Source organism: Cellulomonas sp. ICMP 17802, from assembly GCF_041295535.1.
Lineage (GTDB): Bacteria > Actinomycetota > Actinomycetes > Actinomycetales > Cellulomonadaceae > Cellulomonas.
The window spans coordinates 18,966-40,935 of the sequence record NZ_JBGFQZ010000023.1 but is presented as its reverse complement, the minus strand read 5'-3'; the positions used below and the strand labels follow the sequence as shown (position 1 = coordinate 40,935).

20 protein-coding genes are annotated in these 21,970 nt (G+C 74.6%); 13 read left to right on the top strand and 7 right to left on the bottom strand.

The genetic code is table 11. The features are described 5' to 3' along the window. Positions 1–17 precede the first annotated feature (17 nt). Positions 18–866, top strand: coding sequence for an SDR family NAD(P)-dependent oxidoreductase (locus AB5970_RS14950; RefSeq protein ID WP_370504735.1), 849 nt, complete (start codon positions 18–20; stop codon positions 864–866). A gap of 27 nt (positions 867–893) precedes the next feature. Further along, the gene (locus AB5970_RS14945) at positions 894–1,286 is read left to right on the top strand and encodes a (R)-mandelonitrile lyase (protein WP_370504734.1); all 393 of its coding nucleotides are present in this window, start codon (positions 894–896) and stop codon (positions 1,284–1,286) included. Between the two features lie 383 nt (positions 1,287–1,669). Here AB5970_RS14945 and AB5970_RS14940 read toward each other — a convergent pair whose 3' ends face one another. After that, complete coding sequence (locus AB5970_RS14940; protein ID WP_370504733.1) at positions 1,670–2,902, bottom strand: PP2C family protein-serine/threonine phosphatase; 1,233 nt, start codon at positions 2,900–2,902, stop codon at positions 1,670–1,672. A gap of 162 nt (positions 2,903–3,064) precedes the next feature. Here AB5970_RS14940 and AB5970_RS14935 point away from each other — a divergent pair, with 162 nt between their 5' ends. Next, positions 3,065–4,819: an SLATT domain-containing protein gene (locus tag AB5970_RS14935; RefSeq protein WP_370504732.1), complete on the top strand. Its 1,755-nt coding sequence runs from the start codon at positions 3,065–3,067 to the stop codon at positions 4,817–4,819. Here AB5970_RS14935 and AB5970_RS14930 read toward each other — a convergent pair. After that, complete coding sequence (locus AB5970_RS14930; protein ID WP_370504731.1) at positions 4,816–6,078, bottom strand: TIR domain-containing protein; 1,263 nt, start codon at positions 6,076–6,078, stop codon at positions 4,816–4,818. The genes AB5970_RS14935 and AB5970_RS14930 overlap by 4 nt on opposite strands. Positions 6,079–6,633: 555 nt before the next feature. On the opposite strand from AB5970_RS14930, the gene AB5970_RS14925 reads away from it, so the two are divergent. The 8 genes from AB5970_RS14925 (at position 6,634) to AB5970_RS14890 (ending at position 13,989) form a co-directional block, all read left to right on the top strand. Beyond that, positions 6,634–7,050 carry a VOC family protein gene (locus AB5970_RS14925; protein ID WP_370504730.1) on the top strand — a complete coding sequence of 139 codons (417 nt, stop codon included), beginning with the start codon at positions 6,634–6,636 and terminating at the stop codon, positions 7,048–7,050. Between the two features lie 471 nt (positions 7,051–7,521). Then, positions 7,522–8,457: a cysteine synthase A gene (cysK, locus tag AB5970_RS14920; protein ID WP_370504729.1), complete on the top strand. Its 936-nt coding sequence runs from the start codon at positions 7,522–7,524 to the stop codon at positions 8,455–8,457. Between the two features lie 53 nt (positions 8,458–8,510). Beyond that, positions 8,511–9,095 carry a serine O-acetyltransferase EpsC gene (epsC, locus tag AB5970_RS14915; RefSeq protein WP_370504728.1) on the top strand — a complete coding sequence of 195 codons (585 nt, stop codon included), beginning with the start codon at positions 8,511–8,513 and terminating at the stop codon, positions 9,093–9,095. Positions 9,096–9,180: 85 nt separating this feature from the next. Further along, entirely contained in the window at positions 9,181–9,531 is a 351-nt protein-coding gene (locus tag AB5970_RS14910; RefSeq protein ID WP_370504727.1) for a GntR family transcriptional regulator, read from the top strand. Further along, complete coding sequence (locus tag AB5970_RS14905) at positions 9,528–10,526, top strand: DUF1648 domain-containing protein (protein ID WP_370504726.1); 999 nt, start codon at positions 9,528–9,530, stop codon at positions 10,524–10,526. Before AB5970_RS14910 ends, AB5970_RS14905 begins: the two co-directional genes overlap by 4 nt. A gap of 44 nt (positions 10,527–10,570) precedes the next feature. After that, complete coding sequence (locus AB5970_RS14900; protein ID WP_370504725.1) at positions 10,571–11,608, top strand: LLM class F420-dependent oxidoreductase; 1,038 nt, start codon at positions 10,571–10,573, stop codon at positions 11,606–11,608. Positions 11,609–11,616: 8 nt separating this feature from the next. After that, positions 11,617–11,946, top strand: coding sequence for an MGMT family protein (locus AB5970_RS14895; RefSeq protein WP_370504724.1), 330 nt, complete (start codon positions 11,617–11,619; stop codon positions 11,944–11,946). Positions 11,947–12,045: 99 nt separating this feature from the next. Next, positions 12,046–13,989 (top strand): acyltransferase family protein, encoded by a 1,944-nt coding sequence (locus tag AB5970_RS14890; RefSeq protein ID WP_370504723.1) that lies wholly within the window; start codon positions 12,046–12,048, stop codon positions 13,987–13,989. Between the two features lie 18 nt (positions 13,990–14,007). Here the strand turns inward: AB5970_RS14890 and AB5970_RS14885 are convergent, their stop codons facing one another. Further along, on the bottom strand, positions 14,008–15,099 hold the full coding sequence (locus AB5970_RS14885) for a PP2C family protein-serine/threonine phosphatase (protein WP_370504722.1): 1,092 nt from the start codon (positions 15,097–15,099) through the stop codon (positions 14,008–14,010). 96 nt (positions 15,100–15,195) lie between these two features. Between AB5970_RS14885 and AB5970_RS14880 the strand changes: the two genes are divergently transcribed. Then, the gene (locus AB5970_RS14880) at positions 15,196–16,464 is read left to right on the top strand and encodes a GNAT family N-acetyltransferase (RefSeq protein ID WP_370504721.1); all 1,269 of its coding nucleotides are present in this window, start codon (positions 15,196–15,198) and stop codon (positions 16,462–16,464) included. Here the strand turns inward: AB5970_RS14880 and AB5970_RS14875 are convergent, their stop codons facing one another. Beyond that, the gene (locus AB5970_RS14875; protein WP_370504720.1) at positions 16,465–16,914 is read right to left on the bottom strand and encodes a ribose-5-phosphate isomerase; all 450 of its coding nucleotides are present in this window, start codon (positions 16,912–16,914) and stop codon (positions 16,465–16,467) included. A gap of 99 nt (positions 16,915–17,013) precedes the next feature. On the opposite strand from AB5970_RS14875, the gene AB5970_RS14870 reads away from it, so the two are divergent. Further along, positions 17,014–19,002 carry a M13 family metallopeptidase gene (locus tag AB5970_RS14870; RefSeq protein WP_370504719.1) on the top strand — a complete coding sequence of 663 codons (1,989 nt, stop codon included), beginning with the start codon at positions 17,014–17,016 and terminating at the stop codon, positions 19,000–19,002. Positions 19,003–19,069: 67 nt separating this feature from the next. Here the strand turns inward: AB5970_RS14870 and AB5970_RS14865 are convergent, their stop codons facing one another. The 3 genes from AB5970_RS14865 to AB5970_RS14855 all read right to left on the bottom strand — a co-directional run bounded on the left by AB5970_RS14865 (position 19,070) and on the right by AB5970_RS14855 (position 21,948). Continuing rightward, the gene (locus tag AB5970_RS14865; protein ID WP_370504718.1) at positions 19,070–19,606 is read right to left on the bottom strand and encodes a hypothetical protein; all 537 of its coding nucleotides are present in this window, start codon (positions 19,604–19,606) and stop codon (positions 19,070–19,072) included. Between the two features lie 111 nt (positions 19,607–19,717). Then, positions 19,718–20,338 (bottom strand): disulfide bond formation protein DsbA, encoded by a 621-nt coding sequence (locus AB5970_RS14860; protein ID WP_370504717.1) that lies wholly within the window; start codon positions 20,336–20,338, stop codon positions 19,718–19,720. 68 nt (positions 20,339–20,406) lie between these two features. Then, on the bottom strand, positions 20,407–21,948 hold the full coding sequence (locus tag AB5970_RS14855; protein WP_370504716.1) for a phytoene desaturase family protein: 1,542 nt from the start codon (positions 21,946–21,948) through the stop codon (positions 20,407–20,409). Positions 21,949–21,970 lie beyond the last annotated feature (22 nt).

Genomic DNA, 21,970 nt, shown 5'->3' with positions numbered 1-21,970 from the left:
CAGGAGGTACCACCGTCATGACCGACACCAAGGTCTGGTTCATCACCGGCGCCGGCCGCGGCATGGGCGTCGACATCGCCCAGGCCGCACTCGCCGCCGGACACCGGGTCGTCGCCACCGCGCGCGACGCGAGCAAGGCCGTCGCGGCCGTCGGCGAGCACGACAACCTGCTGCCTGTCGACCTGGACATCACCGACACGGACTCGGTCGACGCGGCCGTCCGAGCCGCGACAGACCGCTTCGGACGGATCGACGTCCTGGTCAACAACGCCGGTAGCTTCCAGGCCGGCTTCTTCGAGGAGATCTCCCCCGCCCAGTTCCTGGCCCAGATGGAGACCAACTTCTTCGGCCCGTTGAACGTCACCCGCGCCGTCCTGCCGGTGATGCGCCGCCGGCGCTCGGGCCACGTGCTGACCATCACCTCAACCGCCGGCATCGTCAGCGGGCCGTTCGTCAGCGCCTACGGCGCCTCCAAGTTCGCTCTCGAGGGCTGGACCGAGTCCCTGCGCGACGAGGTTGCGCAGTTCGGCATCCGCGTGACCGCCGTCGAACCGGGGTTCTTCCGCACAGAGCTGCTCGTCGAAGGCTCCTCGACCCTCTGGCCCGAGCGGTCGATCGGCGACTACGCCGCAGCGACCGAGCAGACCATCGCGACGTGGAAGTCGATGAACGGGCAGCAGAGCGGCGATCCCGCCAAGCTCGCCGCCAACCTCGTCAAGGTCGCCGAGCTCGACGAGGCCCCCGCCCGGTGGGTCGCCGGCTCCGACGCCGTCGACGCCGTCCGCCAGAAGGGTCAGACCCTGATCGACCAGGCCGGCGCGCTCCTTGACCTGTCCACAGGCCTCGATCACCAGACCGACAGCTGACCGCAGCCACCCCACCCAAGGAGCACCATGCGCATCGAATCGCAGCCACCCACCACCCAGGGACCCGCCGACTGGTTCACCGGCACCGTTCACGTCGACACGATCCGCACCCCGGACGCGCAGTCCGCCGTCGGCGCCGCGCACGTCCGGTTCACGCCGGGCGCACGGACCGCCTGGCACCACCACCCCAAGGGCCAGACCCTCTACGTCACCGACGGCATCGGCTACGTCGCACGGCGCGGCGGCTCGGTACAGGAGATCCGCCCCGGCGACGTCGTCTACATCGAGCCCGGCGAGGAGCACTGGCACGGCGCCACGCCGCAGCGGTTCATGGCGCACGTCGCCATCCAGGAGGCCAACGCCGAGGGCAGGGTCGTGACCTGGCTCGAGCACGTCACCGACGAGGACTACCCGGACTGACGAACCGCCCGCGCCCACGAGGCCGGCCGCCTCACCCGCTCGTGGTGCGGGCGATCCAGTCGTCCAGGCCCGATCCCGCGTCAGGCACCTCTTCGCCGCGGACCGGCGTCCGCGTCGCCCTACCCCTACCTTCCGTCACCGGCGCGACGTGTTCGCTTCGCGTGACGCGACACACGACAGGGCGGTGGCTTCGGTTCCACTTCCGTCCTAGCTGGCGACGATTCGACACCTTCGCCGCAGATCACAGTGCTGCCATGTCGAGCTTTCCAACCTGGCTACGCGGGTTCGATTCCCGTCGTCCGCTCCCGTCCGAGCAGGTGCAGGGTTCGACCCGTCCGCGATCGTGTCGCGCACGCGAGGCCGACCTCACCCCACGTCCACCGCTACGGCTGCTCCTCGTCGGCCCCGCGGTGGGTGGTGCGGCTGGTGGTGCCGCCGTGCCACTCGAGGAGCAGCAACGCGGCGTCGTCCTGGATGTCGTTGCCGACCGTCTCGAGGAAGAGGCGTGAGATGCCCTGGGCCACGCTGCGGGCGTGCTGGTCGGCGGTGTCGCGGAAGGCACCGGGGAGGTCGAAGCTCGCGGCGCTGCGCTCGAACATCCCGTCGGTCATCAGCAGCAGCCGGTCTCCGGGGTACAGCTCGATCTCCTCGACCTGGAACTCGTGCTCGCGCAGCCCGAGCAGCGGGTTGTTGGCCGGTGCGACGGTGCTGACGTGTCCCTCGTGCAGCAGGAGGGCGCCGGGGTGCCCCGCGTTGATGATCCGGGCGACGGTGCGATCGCCCGGGCGGTCCTCGCCGCCGGACGATCGCAGGTCCATCTCCAGGAGGATCCCCGTGACGAAGCCGCGGTCTCCGTGGTGCTCGAGAAGGGCGGTGTTCGCGGCCTTCGCCTGCTCGGCGAGGCCGGCGCCCCGCCGCCGGGCGTTGCGCAGCGCATTCACCGTCAGGGTCGCCACCATGGCGGCGCCGAGGTCGTGCCCGGTGGCGTCGGTCAACGAGGCCGTGAGGCGGTCGGGGGATGCGACGTAGTCGAAGGTGTCGCCGGCGGCGCTGGCGGACGGCTCGAGCCACCCGGCGATCGTGAAGGATCCTCCCTCGCACACGAACCCCGGCGGCAGGAGGCGTCGCTGGATCTCCCGGGCGAGCGTGAACTCGACCGACCGCATGGCCGTCTCGTACCGGTCCGTGTGTCGCTGGCTGGCGATGAGGACGTAGCCGAGGGCGTGGGCCACGGCCGCGAGCTGGTCTGCCGTCGTCGGGCTGTCCGCGCTCTCTGGAGCGCCCGGGCCGGTGTCCTGCGCCGGCAGCTGGACCGCGAGGACCCCGAGCGCGTCGCCCCGCACCGTCACGGGCGCGTACACCCACCCGTGCCCGTCATCCACCGTGCGCTGCTCGCGCCAGGCCCGCCCCTCGTCCGTGCCGTCGAGCTCGAAGCGCCCCTCAGGGTCCGCGGGGTCAACCAGCGTGCTCCCGGCGGCGTCGGCGATGAGGAACCTCGCGGACCGCACGCCCAGCGTCCGGCGCAGCACGTCAGCGGCGACGGACATCGCCTCGGCAGGCGACGCGTCCTCCACGGCGGTCAGGACGGCGGAGATGTCGACCTGGGCACGTGTCATCGCGCCACCATGGCACGACAACCGAGCGCCCGCCCGGTTCGCCCGGGCCGCCGGTCCGGCAGGAGACCGCCGAGTGCGTTCGCCAGGGTGCCGGTCGCGATGATGCCGACGGCGTGCTGCTCCTCGCTAGGCTGGCACCCGTCGGCCCGTGCGGGAGGTGCCGTGGGTCCTGTGCTCGTCCCGGTACGCGGCGGCGCGCTGCCCCGGCGCCGAGAGATCGGCGTGTCCGGCGCCCACCCCGTGCTCGCGGTGTTCGGCTCGACCGCCCGGCTGGAGCCCGAGCTGGCGCGGTCGCTCGCACCCGCCCTGCGCGAGGTCCTGCGGTCCGCGGCCGCGCGCGGCGCGGTGGTCGTCACCGGAGGCACCGACGCCGGGGTGTTCCGCCTGCTGGGCGCCGCCGCGGCGGCCCTCCCGACCGCGCCGCGGCTGGTCGGCGTCGCGCCCGCCGGTCGGGTCCGCGGCCAGGGCGCCCCCGACGGGGACCCGGACCAGGCCGACCTCGAGCCGCACCATGACGTCGCCGTCCTGGTCCCGGGCGACCGGTGGGGCGACGAGGTGCCGACGATCTCCGCGCTGATGAGCGCCGTCGCCCGACGGCACCCCGCGGTCGCGCTCCTCGTCGGCGGCGGGGACGTGTCCCGGGCCGAGGTGCGCGAGCACCTGCGGCGCGACCGGCCCGTCGTCGTGCTGGCCGGCTCGGGGCGCCTCGCCGACGCGATCGCCGACGGGTCGGCGGCGCAGGACGACGCCGACCTCGCGGCGCTGCTGGCGGCCGGGGCGGTGCACGTGGTCGACGTCGGCCGCCCGGCCCAGGTGCGCGCGACGCTCGACCGGCTGCTCGGGTCCCCGCCGGTGCACGGGGTGCGCGGCCGACTCTCCGCGCTCGACGCGCTCCCCCGCTGGCACGCGCCCTCGGCGGGGTCCGGGCGCCAGCTCGGCGCCGACGTCGCGGCCTCCTACCCCGCCCTGGCGGAGGCCATCGGCCAGGCGGAGCGGCTCATCGTGCCGGCCATGCGCGAGTGCGACGCGACCGCGCTGCGCGAGCAGAACCGGCACCGCTGGTACGTCACGCTGGGCCTGGTGGGAGGCCTGGCGACCACGGTGCTGGGCGCCGTGCAGTCGTGGCTGGACTCGGCGGCGTGGCCCGGCGTCGCGGTGGCGACGGTCGGCGCCGCCACCTCCGGACTGCTCACGGTCTCGCGCCGACAGGGCTCGCTGGACACGTACGTGGCGGCCCGCACGCGCGCCGAGCGGCTGCGCAGCCTGTACTTCGAGTTCCTCACCGCCGGGCCGGACGTCGCGTCCCGGCCCGACTCCGCGACCCGCCTGCAGGAGGAGGTGGCTCGTCGGCAGTACGGGCAGGGCTCGGCATCCCGGGCCGCCGACGCCCCGCGGGACGTGGCCCCCGCGGCGGGGTCGGGTCCCGAGCCCAGGACGGCCGACGACGCCTGGCGCGCGCAGGCGCTGGACCTCTACCGGACGCACCGGCTCGACGAGCAGGCCGCCTGGTACGCCAACCGCTCCCGTCGCTTCGACGCCGCGCTGCGCGCCACGGTGACCACGTCCGCCGTCCTGCTCGTCCTGGCGGCGTTCTTCGGGGCGCTGGGCACGGCGGACGCCGGCCGCCGACCCCTGTGGGCCGTGTGCGCCGCCGCGTGCGGTGCGCTGGCGGCGACGCTCAACACCTACGAGGCGACCGCCGGGTTCGGGCGGCTCGCGCGGCAGTACGCCGACACGCTCGCGGCCGTGCGGCTGGCCGAGGCGCACGGCATGGCCGCGGTGGGGTCCGACGAGGACCGGCCGGGCGCGCTGGTCGCCCTGACCGAACAGATCCTGCTCGGCGAGGTCAACGCCTGGTCGCTGGTGCTCCGGCAGGCCGACGACGGCAAGGACGGGAACGGCCGGGCCGGCTCCTAGTAGTAGTACTGGCCGTTCATGGAGGACGCGATCAGGACCAGGAACCCGACGACCGTGCCGCCGATCGCGATCCACAGCCCGATCTGCCAGCGCGGCTCCTGCTTGCTGCGGCCGACGAGCGCGCAGACGATCCCGGCGACGCCGAACAGGAAGAAGAACACCCCGAGGACGCCGAGCACCATGGCGACGATCGACAGCACGTTGCTCTGCCCCGGCGCACGGGGCGGCGCCGGGAGATTCGGCATCGCAACCGGTGCCGGGCGCGGCGCGGGCGTCGGGCCCGTCGTCGGCGCGCCGGGCGACCGGTGGTCGGTCCACGCGGTGCCGTCCCAGTAGCGCATCCCCGATCCCCCGCTGTCGGGGTACCAGCCGGCGGGCACGCGGGGCGTCGCCGGCGAGGGGCTCGGCTGAGGCGAGGGCGAGGGCGAGGGCGATGGCGCCGGCGCGGGCGCGGGCGTGGGACGGGTCGCCTGCTCGGTGGACGGCCGCGGCGCGGTCGACGTGGTCGACGCCGCGGGGGCGCTCGGCGCCGCGGACGGGGCCGACGCGGTCGGTGCCGCGGACGTGGCGGACGAGCCGCCCGCGCTCGACGCGCCGGCGCCGGCCCGGTCGGCCACGGGCGTGAGCACCCGGTCGATGTCCGCGGCGTTGCGCACGGTGAGGTCGTTGCGCCGCCGGAGGGCCCGCAGCAGGGTGCGGATGTCCTCGCGCACCCCCTCGTCCTGCTCGTCCTCGAGCCCCTCGCGCAGCTGGCGCACGAGGTCGGCCTGCTGGTCGATCGTCAGCGAAGGCGCCTCGATCTCGGCCGAGAGCCGCAGGAGGTAGGCGTACGGAACCGGAGGCGGCTCCGGCAGGACGTCGGGCAGCGTGCGCGGGTGCGCCGCCTTCTCCTGGACCACCGACACCAGGTCGATCACGGAGTCCACGCTGCGGTCCACGTACGGGATGATCTGCAGGTTCGCCAGCTCGATCACGCGCACGGCACCCAGCGGGCCCACCTGCACGGGCACGATGTGCATGCCGAGGTCCCGCGCGTACTGCAGCTCGGCCTTGCACGCCTTGGACGCCCTCGAGTTGTCCGAGACGGCGAAGACGAAGACCTCCGAGGCGCGGATGCGGCCCAGGATCTCGTCCCACCACACGTCGCCGCCGCGCAGCTCCTCGTCGAACCAGACCTCGAGGCGCGCGCGCTGGAGGTCCTGGACCATCGCGCGCACCGCGGCGACGTCCCTGCTGGAGTAGCTCACGAACAGTGGCATCCGGGGCCCCCTCGCGACCGGTGCACGTCGGCACCGGCTCGGGTGCCGACAAAATGTGGCTTACGTCACCTTTTCAGGGATCCTCCCAGACCCTTGGTCCGTCTGGCCAGGGTCCCAGCGGGCGAAGCCTGGCGCCGCCGTGAGGGCCGACGGACGACAACGGCCCCGGTGCTGCGTCGCGACTCTCGTCGCACGCTGCACCGGGGCCGCATGTCTGTCAGCACCTGTAGGTCACCGCCCACCGCGCCCGCTTGTCCTTGTTGCGCGCGGCTTGAACCGCCCCCAGCGCCATTGGGGGCTGTCGATGATCAGCCACCCGGACCATGGCCGTCTGCCGCTCTCGTAGCGACGCGTTCCACCTCCGGGCCGATCCTTCGCGATGGGATGCTGACACCATCACGCAGACCGGGAGATCCAAAGTTGAACTATACACGGATCCTGGTCACGTGTCCACCTCGCCCGACGGGCACCGCCGCCGCGGCCCGTCCTGTCGTCTGTCGGCGGCCCGTGGAAGGGTGAAGGTCACCAGCCCGACCAGCGTCGAAGGAGACCCCCGTGGCCACGTCCCTGAACCCGTACCTGAACTTCCGCGACACCGCGCGTCAGGCGATGGAGTTCTACCAGTCCGTCTTCGGCGGCGAGCTCACTCTCAGCACGTTCGGGGAGTTCCACGCCAGCGAGGACCCCGCGGAGGCCGACAACATCATGCACGGCCAGCTGGAGACGCCCGACGGGTTCGTGCTCATGGGTGCGGACACGCCCCGCTCGATGGAGCTGGCCACGCAGAGCAACGTGTCCGTGTCGCTGAGCGGCGAGGACCACGCCCAGCTCCAGGGGTTCTGGGACAAGCTGGCCGACGGGGCCACGATCGTCGTCCCGCTCGCTGCGGCTCCGTGGGGCGCCACGTTCGGCATGCTCGACGACAAGTTCGGCACCCACTGGCTGGTCAACATCGCTCCGGCGGGGGCCTAGCGGTCGACCGTCTCCGGCCGGTCCGGCCGGCCTCAGCCTGGCCGCCCGGACCCGGCTCCGGGACGCGCGGGTCCGACTGTTGTCCGCCTGGTGGGGATGCTTTGCGCGCGCACCGGCGTTGACGCTAGCGTCGTGGCCGATCGTGCCCCGCACCCGCGGGGCGACGACGGCTGATCGACCGGTCGGACCGGTCTCGGAGGACGAAGCGATGAGCGCGCAGGCTGCCGCCCCCGCCGTCCTCGTGCGCGCCTGCGTGTCGCGCCCCTGTTGTCGCTGTCTGTAGAGCGCTGGCTGCTCCTTCGCGTGCGGACCCCCTGAGCGGGGACCGCCTCCCGCGCCAGCGCTCGCCCCTCGCGCGGACACCCCGTCGTGACGCGCACCCACCGGCGCACCGCCGCCGGCGGAGCCCCAGACTCCGCTAGTCCCCCACCAGCTGCCGGCCGGACCGGCAGCCTCGACCGAAGAGGAACCATGGCACGCATCTACGACGACGCGACGGCGCTCATCGGCAACACCCCGCTGGTCCGCATCAACAAGATCACCGACGGGGCCCCCGCCACCGTCGTCGGCAAGCTCGAGTTCTACAACCCCGCCAACTCGGTCAAGGACCGCATCGGTGTCGCGATCATCGACGCGGCCGAGGCGTCCGGCGAGCTCAAGCCCGGCGGCACCATCGTCGAGGCCACCAGCGGCAACACGGGCATCGCGCTGGCGTTCGTCGGTGCCGCCCGCGGGTACAAGGTCGTGCTGACCATGCCCGAGACGATGTCGAAGGAGCGTCGCGCCCTGCTGCGTGCGTTCGGCGCCGAGCTCATCCTCACGCCGGGCTCCGAGGGCATGAAGGGCGCGGTCAACCGGGCCGACGAGATCGTCAAGGAGCGCGAGGGCGCCATCCTGGCCCGTCAGTTCGCCAACGAGGCCAACCCCGAGATCCACCGCACCACCACGGCCGAGGAGATCTGGGCCGACACGGACGGCAAGATCGACATCTTCGTCGCCGGCATCGGCACCGGCGGCACCATCACCGGCGTCGGCCAGGTGCTCAAGTCGCGCAACCCGAACATCCAGGTCGTCGGCGTCGAGCCGGCGGAGTCGCCCATCCTCAACGGTGGCGCGCCCGGCCCGCACAAGATCCAGGGCATCGGCGCCAACTTCGTGCCCGAGATCCTGGACACCACGGTCTACGACGAGATCATCGACGTCGACGCCGAGACGGCCGTCAAGGTCGCCCGCCGCGCCGCCGCCGAGGAGGGCCTGCTGGTCGGCATCTCGTCCGGCGCCGCCCTGCACGCCGCGACCATCCTGGCCAACCGCCCCGAGAACGCCGGCAAGCTCATCGTCGCGATCATCCCGTCGTTCGGCGAGCGCTACCTGTCGACCGTGCTCTACGCGGACCTGCTCGACTGAGCCGGGTCCTCGCGCCCGCCACCGACTGCACACCCCCACAGGACGAAGGCACCGTGTCCGAGCATCTGCACCTCCTGGCCACGCTCAGGGAAGACCTCGAGGCCGCCCGGCACCGCGACCCCGCGGCCCGGTCCCTCGCCGAGGTCGCCCTGGGGTACCCGGGCGTGCACGCCGTGTGGGTGTACCGGCTGGCGCACAGGATGTGGCACCAGCCCGGCCTGAGGCTGCCCGCGCGACTGGTCTCCCAGCTCGCGCGGGCACTCACCGGCATCGAGATCCACCCCGGCGCGCGCCTGGGCCGGCGGTTGTTCATCGACCACGGGATGGGCGTGGTCATCGGGGAGACGGCCGAGGTGGGCGACGACGTGGTGCTCTTCCACGGGTCGACCCTGGGCGGCAAGACCATGCGGCACGGGAAGCGGCACCCCACGCTCGGCGACGGGGTCGTCGTCGGCGCGGGTGCCAAGGTGCTCGGTCCCGTGTGGATCGGCCCGGGAGCGCAGATCGGCGCGAACGCGGTCGTCATCCACGACGTGCCGGCCGGCGCGATCGCCGTGGGTGTCCCCGCGACCATCCGCCTGCGCCCGAAGGCCGCGCCGTTCGACGTCGAGATCGACGACCCGGCGATCTACATCTGACGCAGGAGAGACCCCGCCCGATCGCCGGGCGGGGTCTTTCCGTCTCCGCTTGTTCTAGTTGTCATCAAACAACTATCCTGGTCCCATGCTCTTCCGCGTCGACCCCTCCTCCCCGGACCCGCTGTTCACGCAGCTGGCCGGCCAGGTGCGCTCGGCGGTGGCGCGCGGGGAGCTGGCGGACGGCGAGCGCCTGCCGGGCGCGCGGGAGCTGGCGGCCTCCCTCGACATCAACCTGCACACCGTGCTGCGCGCGTACCAGGAGCTCCGCGACGAGGGCCTGATCGAGCTGCGCCGCGGGCGCGGAGCCGTCGTCACCGCCGCGCCCCAGGACAACGCCGAGCTGCACGAGGCCATCGACACGCTGGTCCGCGTCGCGCGCTCGCTCGGCATCGCGCCCCAGACCACGACAGCCCTCGTCAAGGAGGCCCTCCGGTGAGCCCGGTCCCCCACCGCACACTGACCACCGTGCTGACCCTCGTCGTCCCGGCGGCCCTCGTCGCCAGCACGTTCGTGGTCGCCGGCGCATGGTCGGCCGAGCTGCCCGACCCGGTCGCCGTGCACTTCGGCTCCGACGGGCCGGACGGCTTCGCCTCGCTGTCCGGCGCACTCTGGCCGCCCGCGATCATCTCGCTGGCCGTGGCGGTCCTGTGCTGGGCGCTCGCGTTCTTCTGGGGCCGCGCGGCCCTGGTCCGCCGGATCAGCGCCGCGCTCGCTCTGGGGCTCACCGCGTTCATCAGCGCGCTGACCGTGGGGCTGCTCGACCTGCAGCGCGGGCTGGCGGACGCGTCGCAGACCGGGCCGACCGGGCTCGTCCTCACGCTCGCGTTCACCCTCGGCATCGCCGCCGCCGCGCTCGGCGCCTGGCTGACGCCGGGCGACCTCCACCAGCCGACGACCGACCCGGTCCCGGCCTCCGCCGCCGTGCTCGACCTCGGTCCCGACGAGACCGCGAGCTGGGTCGCGCACGCCGAGAGCCGCGCGGCGCTCGTGGTGGGCGGCAGCGTCACGGTCCTGGTCGTCGCGCTGGGCCTCCTGCTGTCGACGCCGTTCGTGCTGGTCCCGGCCCTGGTGGTCGCCGCGGCCATCGCGTCGATCGCCTGGTTCACCGTGACCGTCGACCGCCGCGGCCTCACCGTGCGCTCGGCGGTCGGGTGGCCGCGCGCGGTGGTGCCGCTCGACGAGGTCGTCCGGGCGGACGTGGTGGCCGTGCGGCCGTTCGCCGAGTTCGGCGGCTGGGGCTACCGCGTGGGCCGTGGCGGGCGCGTCGGGGTGGTGCTGCGCACCGGCCAGGGGCTGCAGGTGGAGCGGACGGGTGGTCGGTCGTTCGTCGTGACCGTCGACGACGCCGCCACCGGGGCCGCGCTGCTCAACACCCTCGCGGCACGCGCCCGGGCGGACCGGCCGGCACGCGATACCCGCGGTACCAGGTAGCCTGGCGCGGGCGTCGACGGCGACGCCGGACCGGGAGGACTGAGATGCGGCTGGGCTACCACACGGGCTACTGGTCGGCGGGTCCCCCTCCGGGCGCGCAGGAGGCCGTCCTCGGCGCCGAGCAGCTCGGGTTCGACTCGGTCTGGACCGCCGAGGCGTACGGCTCCGACGCCCTGACCCCGCTCGCGTGGTGGGGCTCGCGCACGACGCGCATCCGGCTGGGCACCGCGATCGCGCAGCTCTCGGCCCGTACCCCGACGGCCGCCGCGATGGCCGCCCTGACGCTCGACCACCTGTCCGGCGGGCGCTTCGTCCTCGGCCTCGGAGCCTCCGGCCCGCAGGTGGTGGAGGGCTGGTACGGCCAGCCGTACCCGCGCCCGCTGGCGCGCACGCGCGAGTACGTGTCGATCGTGCGCCAGGTGCTGGCGCGCGAGGCGCCCGTGACGTTCGACGGGCAGTTCTACCGGCTGCCCCTCGGGCCCGACGAGGGCGCCGGCCTGGGCAAGGCGCTGCGCTCGACCGTGCACCCGCTGCGGTCCGACCTGCCGATCCACCTCGCCGCCGAGGGCCCGAAGAACATCGCGATGTCGGCCGAGATCGCCGACGGCTGGCTGCCGCTGTTCTACTCGCCCCGCATGGACGCCGAGTACCGCGCGCTGCTGGCCGAGGGCTTCGCCCTGCGCGCGCCCGAGCGCAGCGCCGTCGAGGACTTCGAGGTGGTCGCCACGGTGCCCGTCGTGCTCGGCGCCGACGTCGAGTCCGCGGCCGACAGCGTGCGACCGTTCATCGCGCTGTACGCCGGAGGCATGGGGGCCAAGGGCGCCAACTACCACCGGGCCGTGCTCGACCGCCTCGGGTACACCGAGGCCTGCGACGAGATCCAGGCGCACTACCTGGCGGGCGACCGGGCCCGCGCCACGGCCGCCGTGCCGCTCGAGCTGGTGCGGGACATCGCCCTGGTGGGCACCGCGCAGGACATCCGCGCCCAGCTGCCCGCGTGGGAGGCGACCGCGGTGACGACCATGCTGATCCAGGCCGACCCGCGCACCCTGCCGGCGGTCGCCGACGCGCTGCGGGGCTGACGGCGCCCGTGGACGACGACTACGCCGAGGCGGTGCTCGACCTCGTGGACGAGATCCCCGCCGGGCGCGCGATGACCTACGGCACGATCGCCGAGGTCGTCGCGGACCGGCTCGAGGCCCTGGACGGCCGTCGGCGGGGCGGGCCGCGGCAGGTCGGGCAGGTCCTGAGCCGGGCCGGGTCGGGCGTGCCGTGGTGGCGAGTGGTCAACGCCGCGGGCAGCCCGCCGGCCCGGCACCTGACGCGCGCGCTGGACCTGCTCGGCGACGAGGGCACCCCGCTGAGCGCGGACGGCACGCGCGTGGCGCTGCGCCGGGCGATCTGGTTCCCCGAGACCTGACCAACCCGCGTGTCCCCGCGGTCCGCGCCGCGCCGACCGACCTACCCTGGCCGCGCGAGGGGTCCGCCCCCCGTGATCGAGCACCGACCCGGGGGAACCATGACCGTCACCGCGCAGCGCCCCGCGCCCGTGGTGGTCCGCCCGCCCGCCGCACCGGCACCGAGGCCGGCGCGCCTCCCGCACCTGCCGGGCCTCGACGGCATCCGGGCGCTGGCTGTGGCGGGCGTCGTCGTCTACCACCTCGGGGCCCCCTGGATGCGCGGCGGCTTCCTCGGCGTCGACGTCTTCTTCGTCCTGTCCGGCTACCTCATCACCACGCTCGTGCTCGACGAGGTGGAGGGCACCGGCCGCTTCTCCTTCCGCCGGTTCTACGCCCGGCGCGCGCGGCGCCTGCTGCCGGCCCTCGCGCTCCTCCTGCTCGCCATGGCCGGGGTCGCCGTCGCGATGCCGAGCGAGGCGCGCGAGCTGCGCGGGGACATCGCCGCCGCCGTGGGGTACGTCTCGAACTGGTGGCAGGTGCTGGCCGAGCGCTCGTACTTCGAGATGGTGAGCCGGCCCCCGCTGCTCCAGCACCTGTGGTCGCTGGCGATCGAGGAGCAGTTCTACCTGGTCTTCCCGCTCGTGGTCCTGCTCGCGCTGCGCGCGGGCCGCGCCCGCGTCGGGCAGGTGGCCGCGGTGCTGGCCGTGCTGTCCACGGCGGCGATGGCCGTCCTGGCGATCCGGGGTTCCGCGCCCGTGCCGAACGACCCGAGCCGCGTGTACTTCGGCACCGACACGCACTCGATGGGCCTGCTGGTCGGGGCAGCCATGGCGGCCGTGTGGACGCCGTGGCGCACGTGGCAGCGGGCCGGCTCGTGGGCACGCGAGCGCGGCGTCGCCGTCCGGCGGTTCGAGGCCGGCGTCGCCGACGTGCTCGGGGTCCTCGCCCTCGTCGCGGTCCTGGCCGCGTTCGTGTGGGTCGACGAGTTCAGCGCCGCCCTGTACCGCGGCGGCTTCCTGGCGTTCTCGCTGCTGGCGGCGGTGCTGGTGGGCACGGTGGCGGACCCCGCGGGCCTGCTCGGTCGGGCGCTGGGCCGGCAGCCGTGGCGCTGGGTCGGCGAGCGGTCGTACGGCATCTACCTGTGGCACTGGCCCGTGCTGATGCTCACGCGGCCGGGGGTCGACCTCGCCGTGTCGCCGTGGCTGGCCACGCCCCTGCGCCTCGCGGCGGTGCTGGGCCTGGCCGAGCTCTCGTACCGGGCCGTCGAGCTGCCCGTCCGCCGTGGCGCGCTCGGCCGCGCGCTCGCCCGCCTGCGCCGCCCGGGCGGTGATCGGCCCCGGACCGTGCTGCGGGTCGTCGCGGCGACCATCGGCCTGGTGGTCGTCGGCGGCGTCGCCACGGCGGCCCTCGCGCAGGTGCCCGCAGAGCCGACCGGCGCCGGGGCGTGGCAGCCGGGTCCGCAGCCCGCGGTGACGTCCCTGCGGCCGTCGCCGACGCACACCCCGACCGCGACGCCGACCGTCACCGCGTCCCCGACCCCGACCCCGACGGTGACCCCGACCGCGGTCGCCCCGGTCGCGCCGCCTCCCCCGCCCCCGGAGCAGATCGGCGGCGCGTCCGCCTTCGGCGACTCGGTCATGCTGGGCGCCGCCCCGGAGCTGACCGCCCGCGGCATCGCGGTCGACGCGGTGGAGTCACGACAGTTCGGCGCGATGGTCGACCTGGTCCGCGCCGCGGCCGCCGCCGGCACCCTCGGGCACACCGTCATCGTGCACGGCGGGACCAACGGACCCATCGACGAGCGCACCCTGCGGGACCTGCTGGAGCTCACCAAGGACCGCCGCGTCTACCTGGTCAACGTGCACGTGCCACGCACCTGGGCCGCGTACGACAACGACCTGTTCGCCCGCGTGGGCCCGGAGTACCCGAACGCCCACGTGCTCGACTGGAACACGCTGGCGACGGGGAACCGCGGCTGGCTGTACAGCGACGACATCCACCTGCGGCCCGGGGCCGGGCGCGAGGGTTACGCGGACTGGCTGGCGGCGTCGATCCAGCCCTGAGCGCTCATCGGACCTGGGTCACGAGCGGCGGAGCAGGACGACCGCGCGGTCGTCGTCGTCCCCCCGGCGCACGCCCGCCAGCACCGCCGCCGCGGTGCCGCGGCCGGACACCAGCACGCGGTCGGCCACCCCCATGAGCCGGTCGATGCCCTGGTCGAGGTCGCCGCCCCGGGTCTCGACCAGCCCGTCGGTGTAGAGCATCAGCACGTCGCCGTGGTCGAGGCGGCCCGCGCACGGCTCCGACCGGAAGCCCGCGACGACCCCCAGCGCCGGGCTGCCCACCGTGTCGAGCAGCTCGAGGCGACCGGAGCCGGCGTGCAGCTGGACCGCGGGCGGGTGGCCCGCCGACGACACCCAGAACTCGCCCGTGGGCAGGTCGACCACGACGTGGATCGCCGTCGCGAAGCCCTCCTCCCACGCCTGGTCCAGCAGGTACTGGTTCGCGGCGGCGAGGAACTGGTCGCGCGGCATGGCGCCCAGCAGCCCGCCGAAGGCCCCGGAGAGCTGCAGCGACCGGACACCGGCGTCCAGGCCCTTGCCGGACACGTCCACGAGCGCGATCTCCAGGGCCGACCCGCCCGACCGCACCCCCGCGACCATGAAGTCCCCGGAGAACCCGTCGGCGTGCGCGGACCGGATCTCGCTGTCCACCCGCCAGCCGGGAGGCAGCGGCGGGACCCGGCCGTGCGCGGCGAGCCGGTCGCGCAGGTCGACCAGCATGAGGTTGCCCGGCGCGCCCTGCAGGCCGAGCCGCTCGCGGTCGCGTGCGAACGCGATGCTGGCCAGGACCGCCACGGTCACGACGACGAGGACACCCGGGATCACGGTCGGCGCACCCCACCACCTCAAGCCCCAGAGGCACGCGAGGACCACGACGCCGAGCACCACCAGCGGGCGCAGCCGCAGCAGGAAGACCGCCACCACCACGAGGAGCACGAACGCCGACGGCGGCACCCACGCGGGCTGCCGCACCACGCCGAACGTCAGCGCGCACGCGCAGAGCACCAGCGCGACCAGCAGGGTCTCCTGCGAGCGACCGCTCCACCGGCGCAGCACGACGGTGGCGCGCGTGAAGAGCCCTCGCTCCGCCCCCCGCCGCGTCCGCCGCACCCGGCGAGCGTATCCGCAGGTCGCGGGCGCGCCCAGCAGCCCGCCGCGCGGATATCGGGGTGCCGACGGAGCGTCCCATGCCGCACGATGGACGCCATGAGCCCCCTTCCCCCCGGATACCGCCTCGTCGACGTCTCGGAGAGCCGCAAGGACGAGTTCCTCGAGGTCGACCGTCTCGCGTTCGCGTTCGACACGACCCCGGAGACCGACGCCCTCGTGCCGATCACGTTCGAGTGGGACCGCGCGCAGGCGGTCGAGGACCCCGACGGTGGCCTCGCGTCGGTCCACGCCTCGTACGAGCACCAGATGGCCGTCCCGGGCGCGACGATCGCCTGCTCGGGGCTCACGTGGGTGGGGGCGCGCCCCGACCAGCGCCGGCGCGGGCTGCTGACCGCGATGATCGAGTCGCACTTCGCCCGCTCGCTCGCGCGACACGAGCCCGTCTCCGCGCTGTTCGCCGCCGAGCACGCCATCTACGGCCGCTACGGGTACGGCTCGGCCGCCGACGACGTCCGGGTCAAGATCGCCCGCGGCGCCGCGCTGCGCGACGTGCCGGGCACCGACGGGCTCACCGTGCGGATGGCCACCGCCGACGTCGAGAAGCACAGCGCGCTGGTCGCCGAGGTGCACGGCGCGGCCGGCGCGGGCCGACCCGGCTGGATCACCCGGGCGACGGACGCGTGGCGCACCCGCATGCTGGTGGACCCGCCGGCCTGGCGCGACGGCGGCGAGCCGCTGCGGATCGCGACGGTGCACGACGCGGCCGGCGACGTGCGCGCCTACGCGCTGTTCCGGCGCAAGGAGAACTGGGCCGAGGGCGGCCCGGCCGGGACGGTCCGGGTCCGCGAGGCCGCCGCGCTCGACGCCGCGGCGACGCACAGCCTGTGGTCGTTCCTGCTCGACCTGGACCTGACGGCCACCGTCGAGGGGCCGATGCTGCCCGTCGACGACGCGCTGCTGCACCTGCTGGTGGACCCGCGCGCCGTGGTCCCCAAGGTCAACGACAACCTCTGGGTCCGGCTGCTCGACCTGCCCGTCGCGCTCGCCGGCCGTCGGTACGCCGCGCCGGTCGACGTGGTCCTCGAGGTCACCGACGCCCGGCTGCCCGCGAACGCCGGGCGCTGGCGCCTGACCACCGGCGACCGCGGCCCGGACGGCACCTGGGCGGCCGAGGTCACCCGGACCGAGGACGCGGCGGACCTTCGACTCGACGTGCGCGAGCTCGGCGCCGCCTACCTCGGCGGCAGGTCGCTCGCGGCGCAGGCGCGGGCCGGCCTCGTGGTCGAGGAGACGGCCGGGGCGCTGCAGTCGGCCGCGGCGGCGTTCCTGTGGCCCGTCGCGCCGTTCTGCAGCTACGTCTGGTAGCTACCGGGTGGCCTCGTAGGCCGCGAGCAGGTCGATCCGGCGCTGGTGGCGCGGGTCGTGGCTGAACGGCTCGGCCACGAACGCGTCCACCAGGGCCAGGGCCTCGTCGACCGAGTGCTGGCGGGCGCCCACGGCGACCACGTTGGCGTCGTTGTGCTGGCGGCCCAGCTGGGCGGTGGCCAGGTTCCACGCGAGCGCCGCCCGGACGCCGGTGACCTTGTTGGCGGCGATCTGCTCGCCGTTGCCCGAGCCGCCGATGACGACGCCGAGCGACCCGGGGTCGGCGACCACCGCCTCCCCGGCGGCGAAGCAGAACGGCGGGTAGTCGTCCTGGGCGTCGTAGGTGTGGGCGCCGTGGTCGACGACGTCGTGGCCCGCGGCGGTCAGGTGCTCGACGAGCGCGACCTTGAGCTCGTACCCGGCATGGTCGGAGGCGACGTGGATGCGCATGGGTCCATCCTGCCGCACGGGCCGCCGGCACCGGCGCCGCGCGTCCGCCCTCGGCGTAAGCCGCGACGTGGTGTGGGTCGCCGTCCCTAGGCTGTCCGCATGACGCGCAGTGGCATCGACCTCACCGCCCTCGACCCCGCGGTCCGTCCCCAGGACGACCTCTACTCCCACGTGAACGGCCGATGGGTCGCCTCGCACGAGATCCCCGCCGACCGGGCGATGGACGGCTCGTTCCGGGCGCTCCACGACCAGGCCGAGGAGCAGGTGCGGGACATCATCGCCGACGCCGGAGCGGCGGCCGCCGCGGGCGGTGCCGCCGACGGTGTCGAGGCCAAGGTCGGCGCGGTCTACGCGTCGTTCATGGACACCGCCGCCGTCGCCGCGGCCGGCACCGCGCCGCTGCGCACGGACCTCGCGCTCCTCGCGTCCGCCACCACGCAGGCCGAGCTGACCGGCGCCCTCGGCGCGCTCCAGCGCACGGGTGCGGGCGGCGCGGTCGGGTTCTACGTCGACAACGACGCCAAGGAGCCCACCCGCTACGCCGTGCACCTCGCGCAGGGCGGCCTGGGCCTGCCGGACGAGGCCTACTACCGCGACGAGCAGTACGCCGCGGTGCTCGCGGCCTACCGCCCGCACGTCGCCCGCATGCTGACCCTGGGCGGCGTCGCCGCGGACGCCGAGGCGGCCGAGGAGCTCGCCGGCCGGGTGGTCGCGCTGGAGACCAAGCTGGCCGCGGGGCACTGGGACGTGGTCAAGGACCGCGACGCCGACCTCACCTACAACGCGCTCAGCCTGACCGAGCTCGCCGAGCGGGCGCCCGGCTTCGACTGGAACTCGTGGGTGCTCGCGCTGGGCGCACCCGCGGGGTCGTTCGACCGGCTGGTCGTGCGTGAGCCGTCGTTCGCCGAGGCGTTCGCCGGGCTGTGGGCGAGCGAGCCGCTGGCCGACTGGCAGGCGTGGGCGGCGTACCACGTGATCACGGACCGGGCGCCGTACCTGACGGACGAGCTGGTCGAGGCGAACTTCGACTTCTACGGCCGCACCCTCACGGGCGCGCAGGAGCTGCGCGACCGCTGGAAGCGCGGGGTGTCGCTGGTGCAGGGCGTGCTCGGCGAGGCCGTCGGCAAGGTCTACGTCGAGCGGCACTTCCCGCCCGCGCACAAGGCGCGGATGGAGGAGCTCGTCGGCAACCTGGTGGCCGCCTACCGCGAGTCGATCTCGCAGCTCGAGTGGATGGGCGAGGAGACGCGCGCCAAGGCGCTGGCCAAGCTCGAGGCGTTCACCCCGAAGCTCGGCTACCCGGAGCGCTGGCGCGACTACTCGGCGCTCGAGGTGGCTGCCGACGACCTGGTGGGCAACGTCCGCCGCGCCTACGCGTTCGAGCAGGACCGCGACCTGGGCAAGATCGGCAAGCCGATCGACCGCGACGAGTGGTTCATGACCCCGCAGACCGTGAACGCGTACTACAACCCCGGCATGAACGAGATCGTCTTCCCCGCGGCCATCCTCCAGCCGCCGTTCTTCGACGCCGAGGCCGACGACGCGGTGAACTACGGCGGCATCGGCGCCGTGATCGGGCACGAGATCGGCCACGGGTTCGACGACCAGGGCTCCAAGTACGACGGCGACGGCCGGCTCGAGGACTGGTGGACGGCCGACGACCGCGCGGAGTTCGAGACCCGGACCAAGGCCCTCATCGACCAGTACTCGGAGTTCTCCCCGGCGCAGCTGGGCGGGTCGCACCACGTCAACGGCGAGCTCACCATCGGCGAGAACATCGGCGACCTGGGCGGCCTGTCCATCGCGCTCAAGGCGTACCGCATCGCGCTGGGCCGGCCGCTGGAGGAGGCACCCGTGATCGACGGCCTCACCGGCGTGCAGCGGGTCCTGCTCGGGTGGGCGCAGGTCTGGCAGTCCAAGGGCCGCGACGAGGAGGTCGTCCGGCGCCTCGCCACCGACCCGCACTCCCCCAACGAGTTCCGCTGCAACGGCGTGGTGCGCAACGTGGACGAGTTCTACGCCGCGTACGACGTGCAGCCCGGCGACGCGCTGTACCTGGCGCCGGAGGACCGCGTCCGCATCTGGTGACCCGCCGGACGTCCCCCGCGTCGCCCGCTCACGGTCGGCGCGGGGGCCGACCACCCGGGTCCGCCGACTAGCCGGGCAGCTCGGACCAGGACGCCCGGGCCAGCCGGAAGCCGACGCCCGACGCGTCCGTGCACTGCACGCCGTCGGTGGCGCTGCGGCACGTGTAGTCGCCCACGCTCGTGCTCGAGCCGTACTCGAGGACCGGGACGTCGTCCCCGGCGACCGCGGGCGGCGGGCCGCTCACGCAGTCGAACGCCACGCCGTCGGAGTTGAGCACGAGCACGTGGCCGGTCACCTCGGTGCACCCGGCCACGACGGGCGGCGCGTACGTGTAGCTGGCGATGGTGCAGGTCACGCCGTCGACCGACATGGTGCAGGCGATGTTCCCGCTGGGCAGCGCGAACGCGACGGGCTCGCTGGAGGTCGCGGACGAGCTCGACGACGGGCCGCCCGAGGCGCTCGGCGCGGGCGACTGACCGGACGTGTCGTCGGCGTTCCCCCCGCCGCCACCGCTGCCCAGGAACACGAACAGCAGCACCAGGGCGAGCACGACGAGCACCGCGTCGACGATGACGAAGAGCCGGACGTTGCGTGCCGAGGTCATGCCGCTCCGATCCTCCCCGAGGGGCCGCCGGCCCGGCCCCGGTTCGGGGCGGGCACGGCGACCAGGATCACACGGGACGAACCGGACGGGCCAATCGCGCTGGTCGCGCGGTCAGAAGGACGGGCCTGCGGTCCGGGTCCGCTTGAGCTCGTAGAAGCCGGGCACGGAGGTCATCAGCGCCAGGCCGTCGAACAGCCGGCCGGCGACCTCGCCGGTCGGGGCGGGCGTCACGACCGGACCGAAGAACCCGACGCCGTCGATGGCCACGACGGGGGTGCCCACCTCCTCGCCGACCAGCGAGATGCCCTCGCCGTGCGACTCGCGCAGGAGCGCGTCGACGTCCTCGGTGCCCGCGACGTCGGCCAGCTCGGCCGGCAGCCCGACCTCGGCCAGGGACTCGGCGATGATCGCGGACCAGTCCTCCTGGCCGCCGGGGTGGCGGCGGGTGCCCATGGCGTCGTAGAGCGGCTTGATGACCTGGTCGCCGTGGTCGCGCGCGGCGGCGACGATGACGCGGACGGGACCCCAGCCGGCCGCGAGCATCTCGCGGTACCGGTCGGGCAGGTCGTCCTTCTTCTCGTTGAGGACGGACAGGCTCATCACGTGCCAGCGGACGTCGATGTCCCGGATCGCGCTGACCTCGTCCATCCAGCGGGAGGTCATCCACGCCCAGGGGCACAGCGGGTCGAACCAGAAGTCGACGACGGGGCGGGCGGTGGGCGTGCTCGTCACAGGGTCCTCCGAGGGGTCTAGGTGCCTCGCGCAACCTTAGGCGGGCGCCGCGGTATTCCCTGAGGACGTCAGCCGGCCACCAGCACTGCCATCGCGGCCGCCCGGCCGGGGATGCCGCTGACCCCGCCGCCGCGCCGCGCGCCCGCCCCGGCCAGGAGCACGCGGGGATCCGCCGTGCCGACGCCCCAGGTGCCCGCCTCGTCGTCCGACTCGGCCCACGGCCACGCGAGGTCGCGGTGGAAGATGTGTCCGGCCGGCAGGGCGACGTCGGCCTCGAGGTCCACCGGGCTGCGCACCTCCAGGCACGGCGACCCGTCCGCGTCGAGCGCGAGGCAGTCCTCGATCGGCTCGGCGAGCACGCTGTCGATCGAGCGCAGGGTCGCGGCGAGGGCCTCGGCCCGGGCGCCCTCCGGGTCCGCGGCGAACAGCCGCGCCGGCATGTGCAGCCCGAACGCCGTGAGGGTGTGGTGGCCGGACGCGCGCAACCCGGGCCCGAGGATCGAGTCGTCGGTCAGCGAGTGGCAGTAGGTCTCGACGGGCGGGGTGGACGGGACCCGGCCGGCCGCGGCCTCCTGGTAGGCCGCCTCGAGCTCGGTGGCGGACTCGTGCACGTGGAAGGTGCCCGAGAACGCGGCGCGGGGGTCGACGCCCGACCGCAGGCGCGGCAGGCGCGTGAGCAGCATGTTCACCTTGAGCTGGGCGCCCTCGGGCGCGGGCTCTGCGGGCACGCGACCCCGCAGCCGGTCGAGCACCGCCGGCGCGCAGGCCGCGAGCACGTGCCGCGCCCCCACCCGGTGCTCGCCGCCGTCGGCGTCGGTCCACACCACCTCGGCGCCGGTCGTCCCGGGATCCACGGCGGTCACCTCGCTCGACGTCCGCAGCTCCGCGCCCCCCGCGCGCGCCGCCGCCTCGAGCGCACCCGCGACGGCCCCCATGCCCCCCACCGGCACGTCCCAGTCGCCGGTCCCGCCGCCGATCACGTGGTACAGGAAGCACCGGTTCGCGCGACCGTCGGCGTCGTGGGCGCGCGCGAAGGTGCCGATCAGGGCGTCGGTGAGCACGACCCCGCGGACGAGGTCCGTGCCGAACGTCGCGTCCACCACCTCGCCGACCGGCCGCTCGACCAGGTCGCGCCAGTCGTCCTCGCCCAGCAGCCGGCGCGCGTCGGCTGTCGACAGGAGGGGGTCCGTCATCGTCGGGAACAGTCGCGCCGCGAGCGCGCCGGTGCGCGCGCCGAACGCCCGGAAGGCCGCGAGGTCGCCGGCGGCACCGACGTCGGCGAACGACGCCGCGGTCGCCGCCTCGTCGGCCGTGTCCACCAGCAGGCCGCGGTCCCCCACGGGCGTGTAGGAGGCGATGCGACGCCGCCGCAGCTCGAGCCGCAGGCCCAGCTCGTCGCGCACCTGCCGGGGCATCAGCGAGACCAGGTAGGAGTACCGCGACACGTTCGCGTCGACACCCGGGAACACCCGCTCCGACCGGGTGGCGCCCCCCAGGTGGTCGGCGCGCTCGAGCAGCAGCACGGAGCGCCCGGCCCGGGCGAGGTAGGCGGCGGCGGTGAGCCCGTTGTGGCCCCCGCCGACGATGACGGCGTCGTAGGTCGCGTGCACGCGTCGACCCTAGGCCGGGATG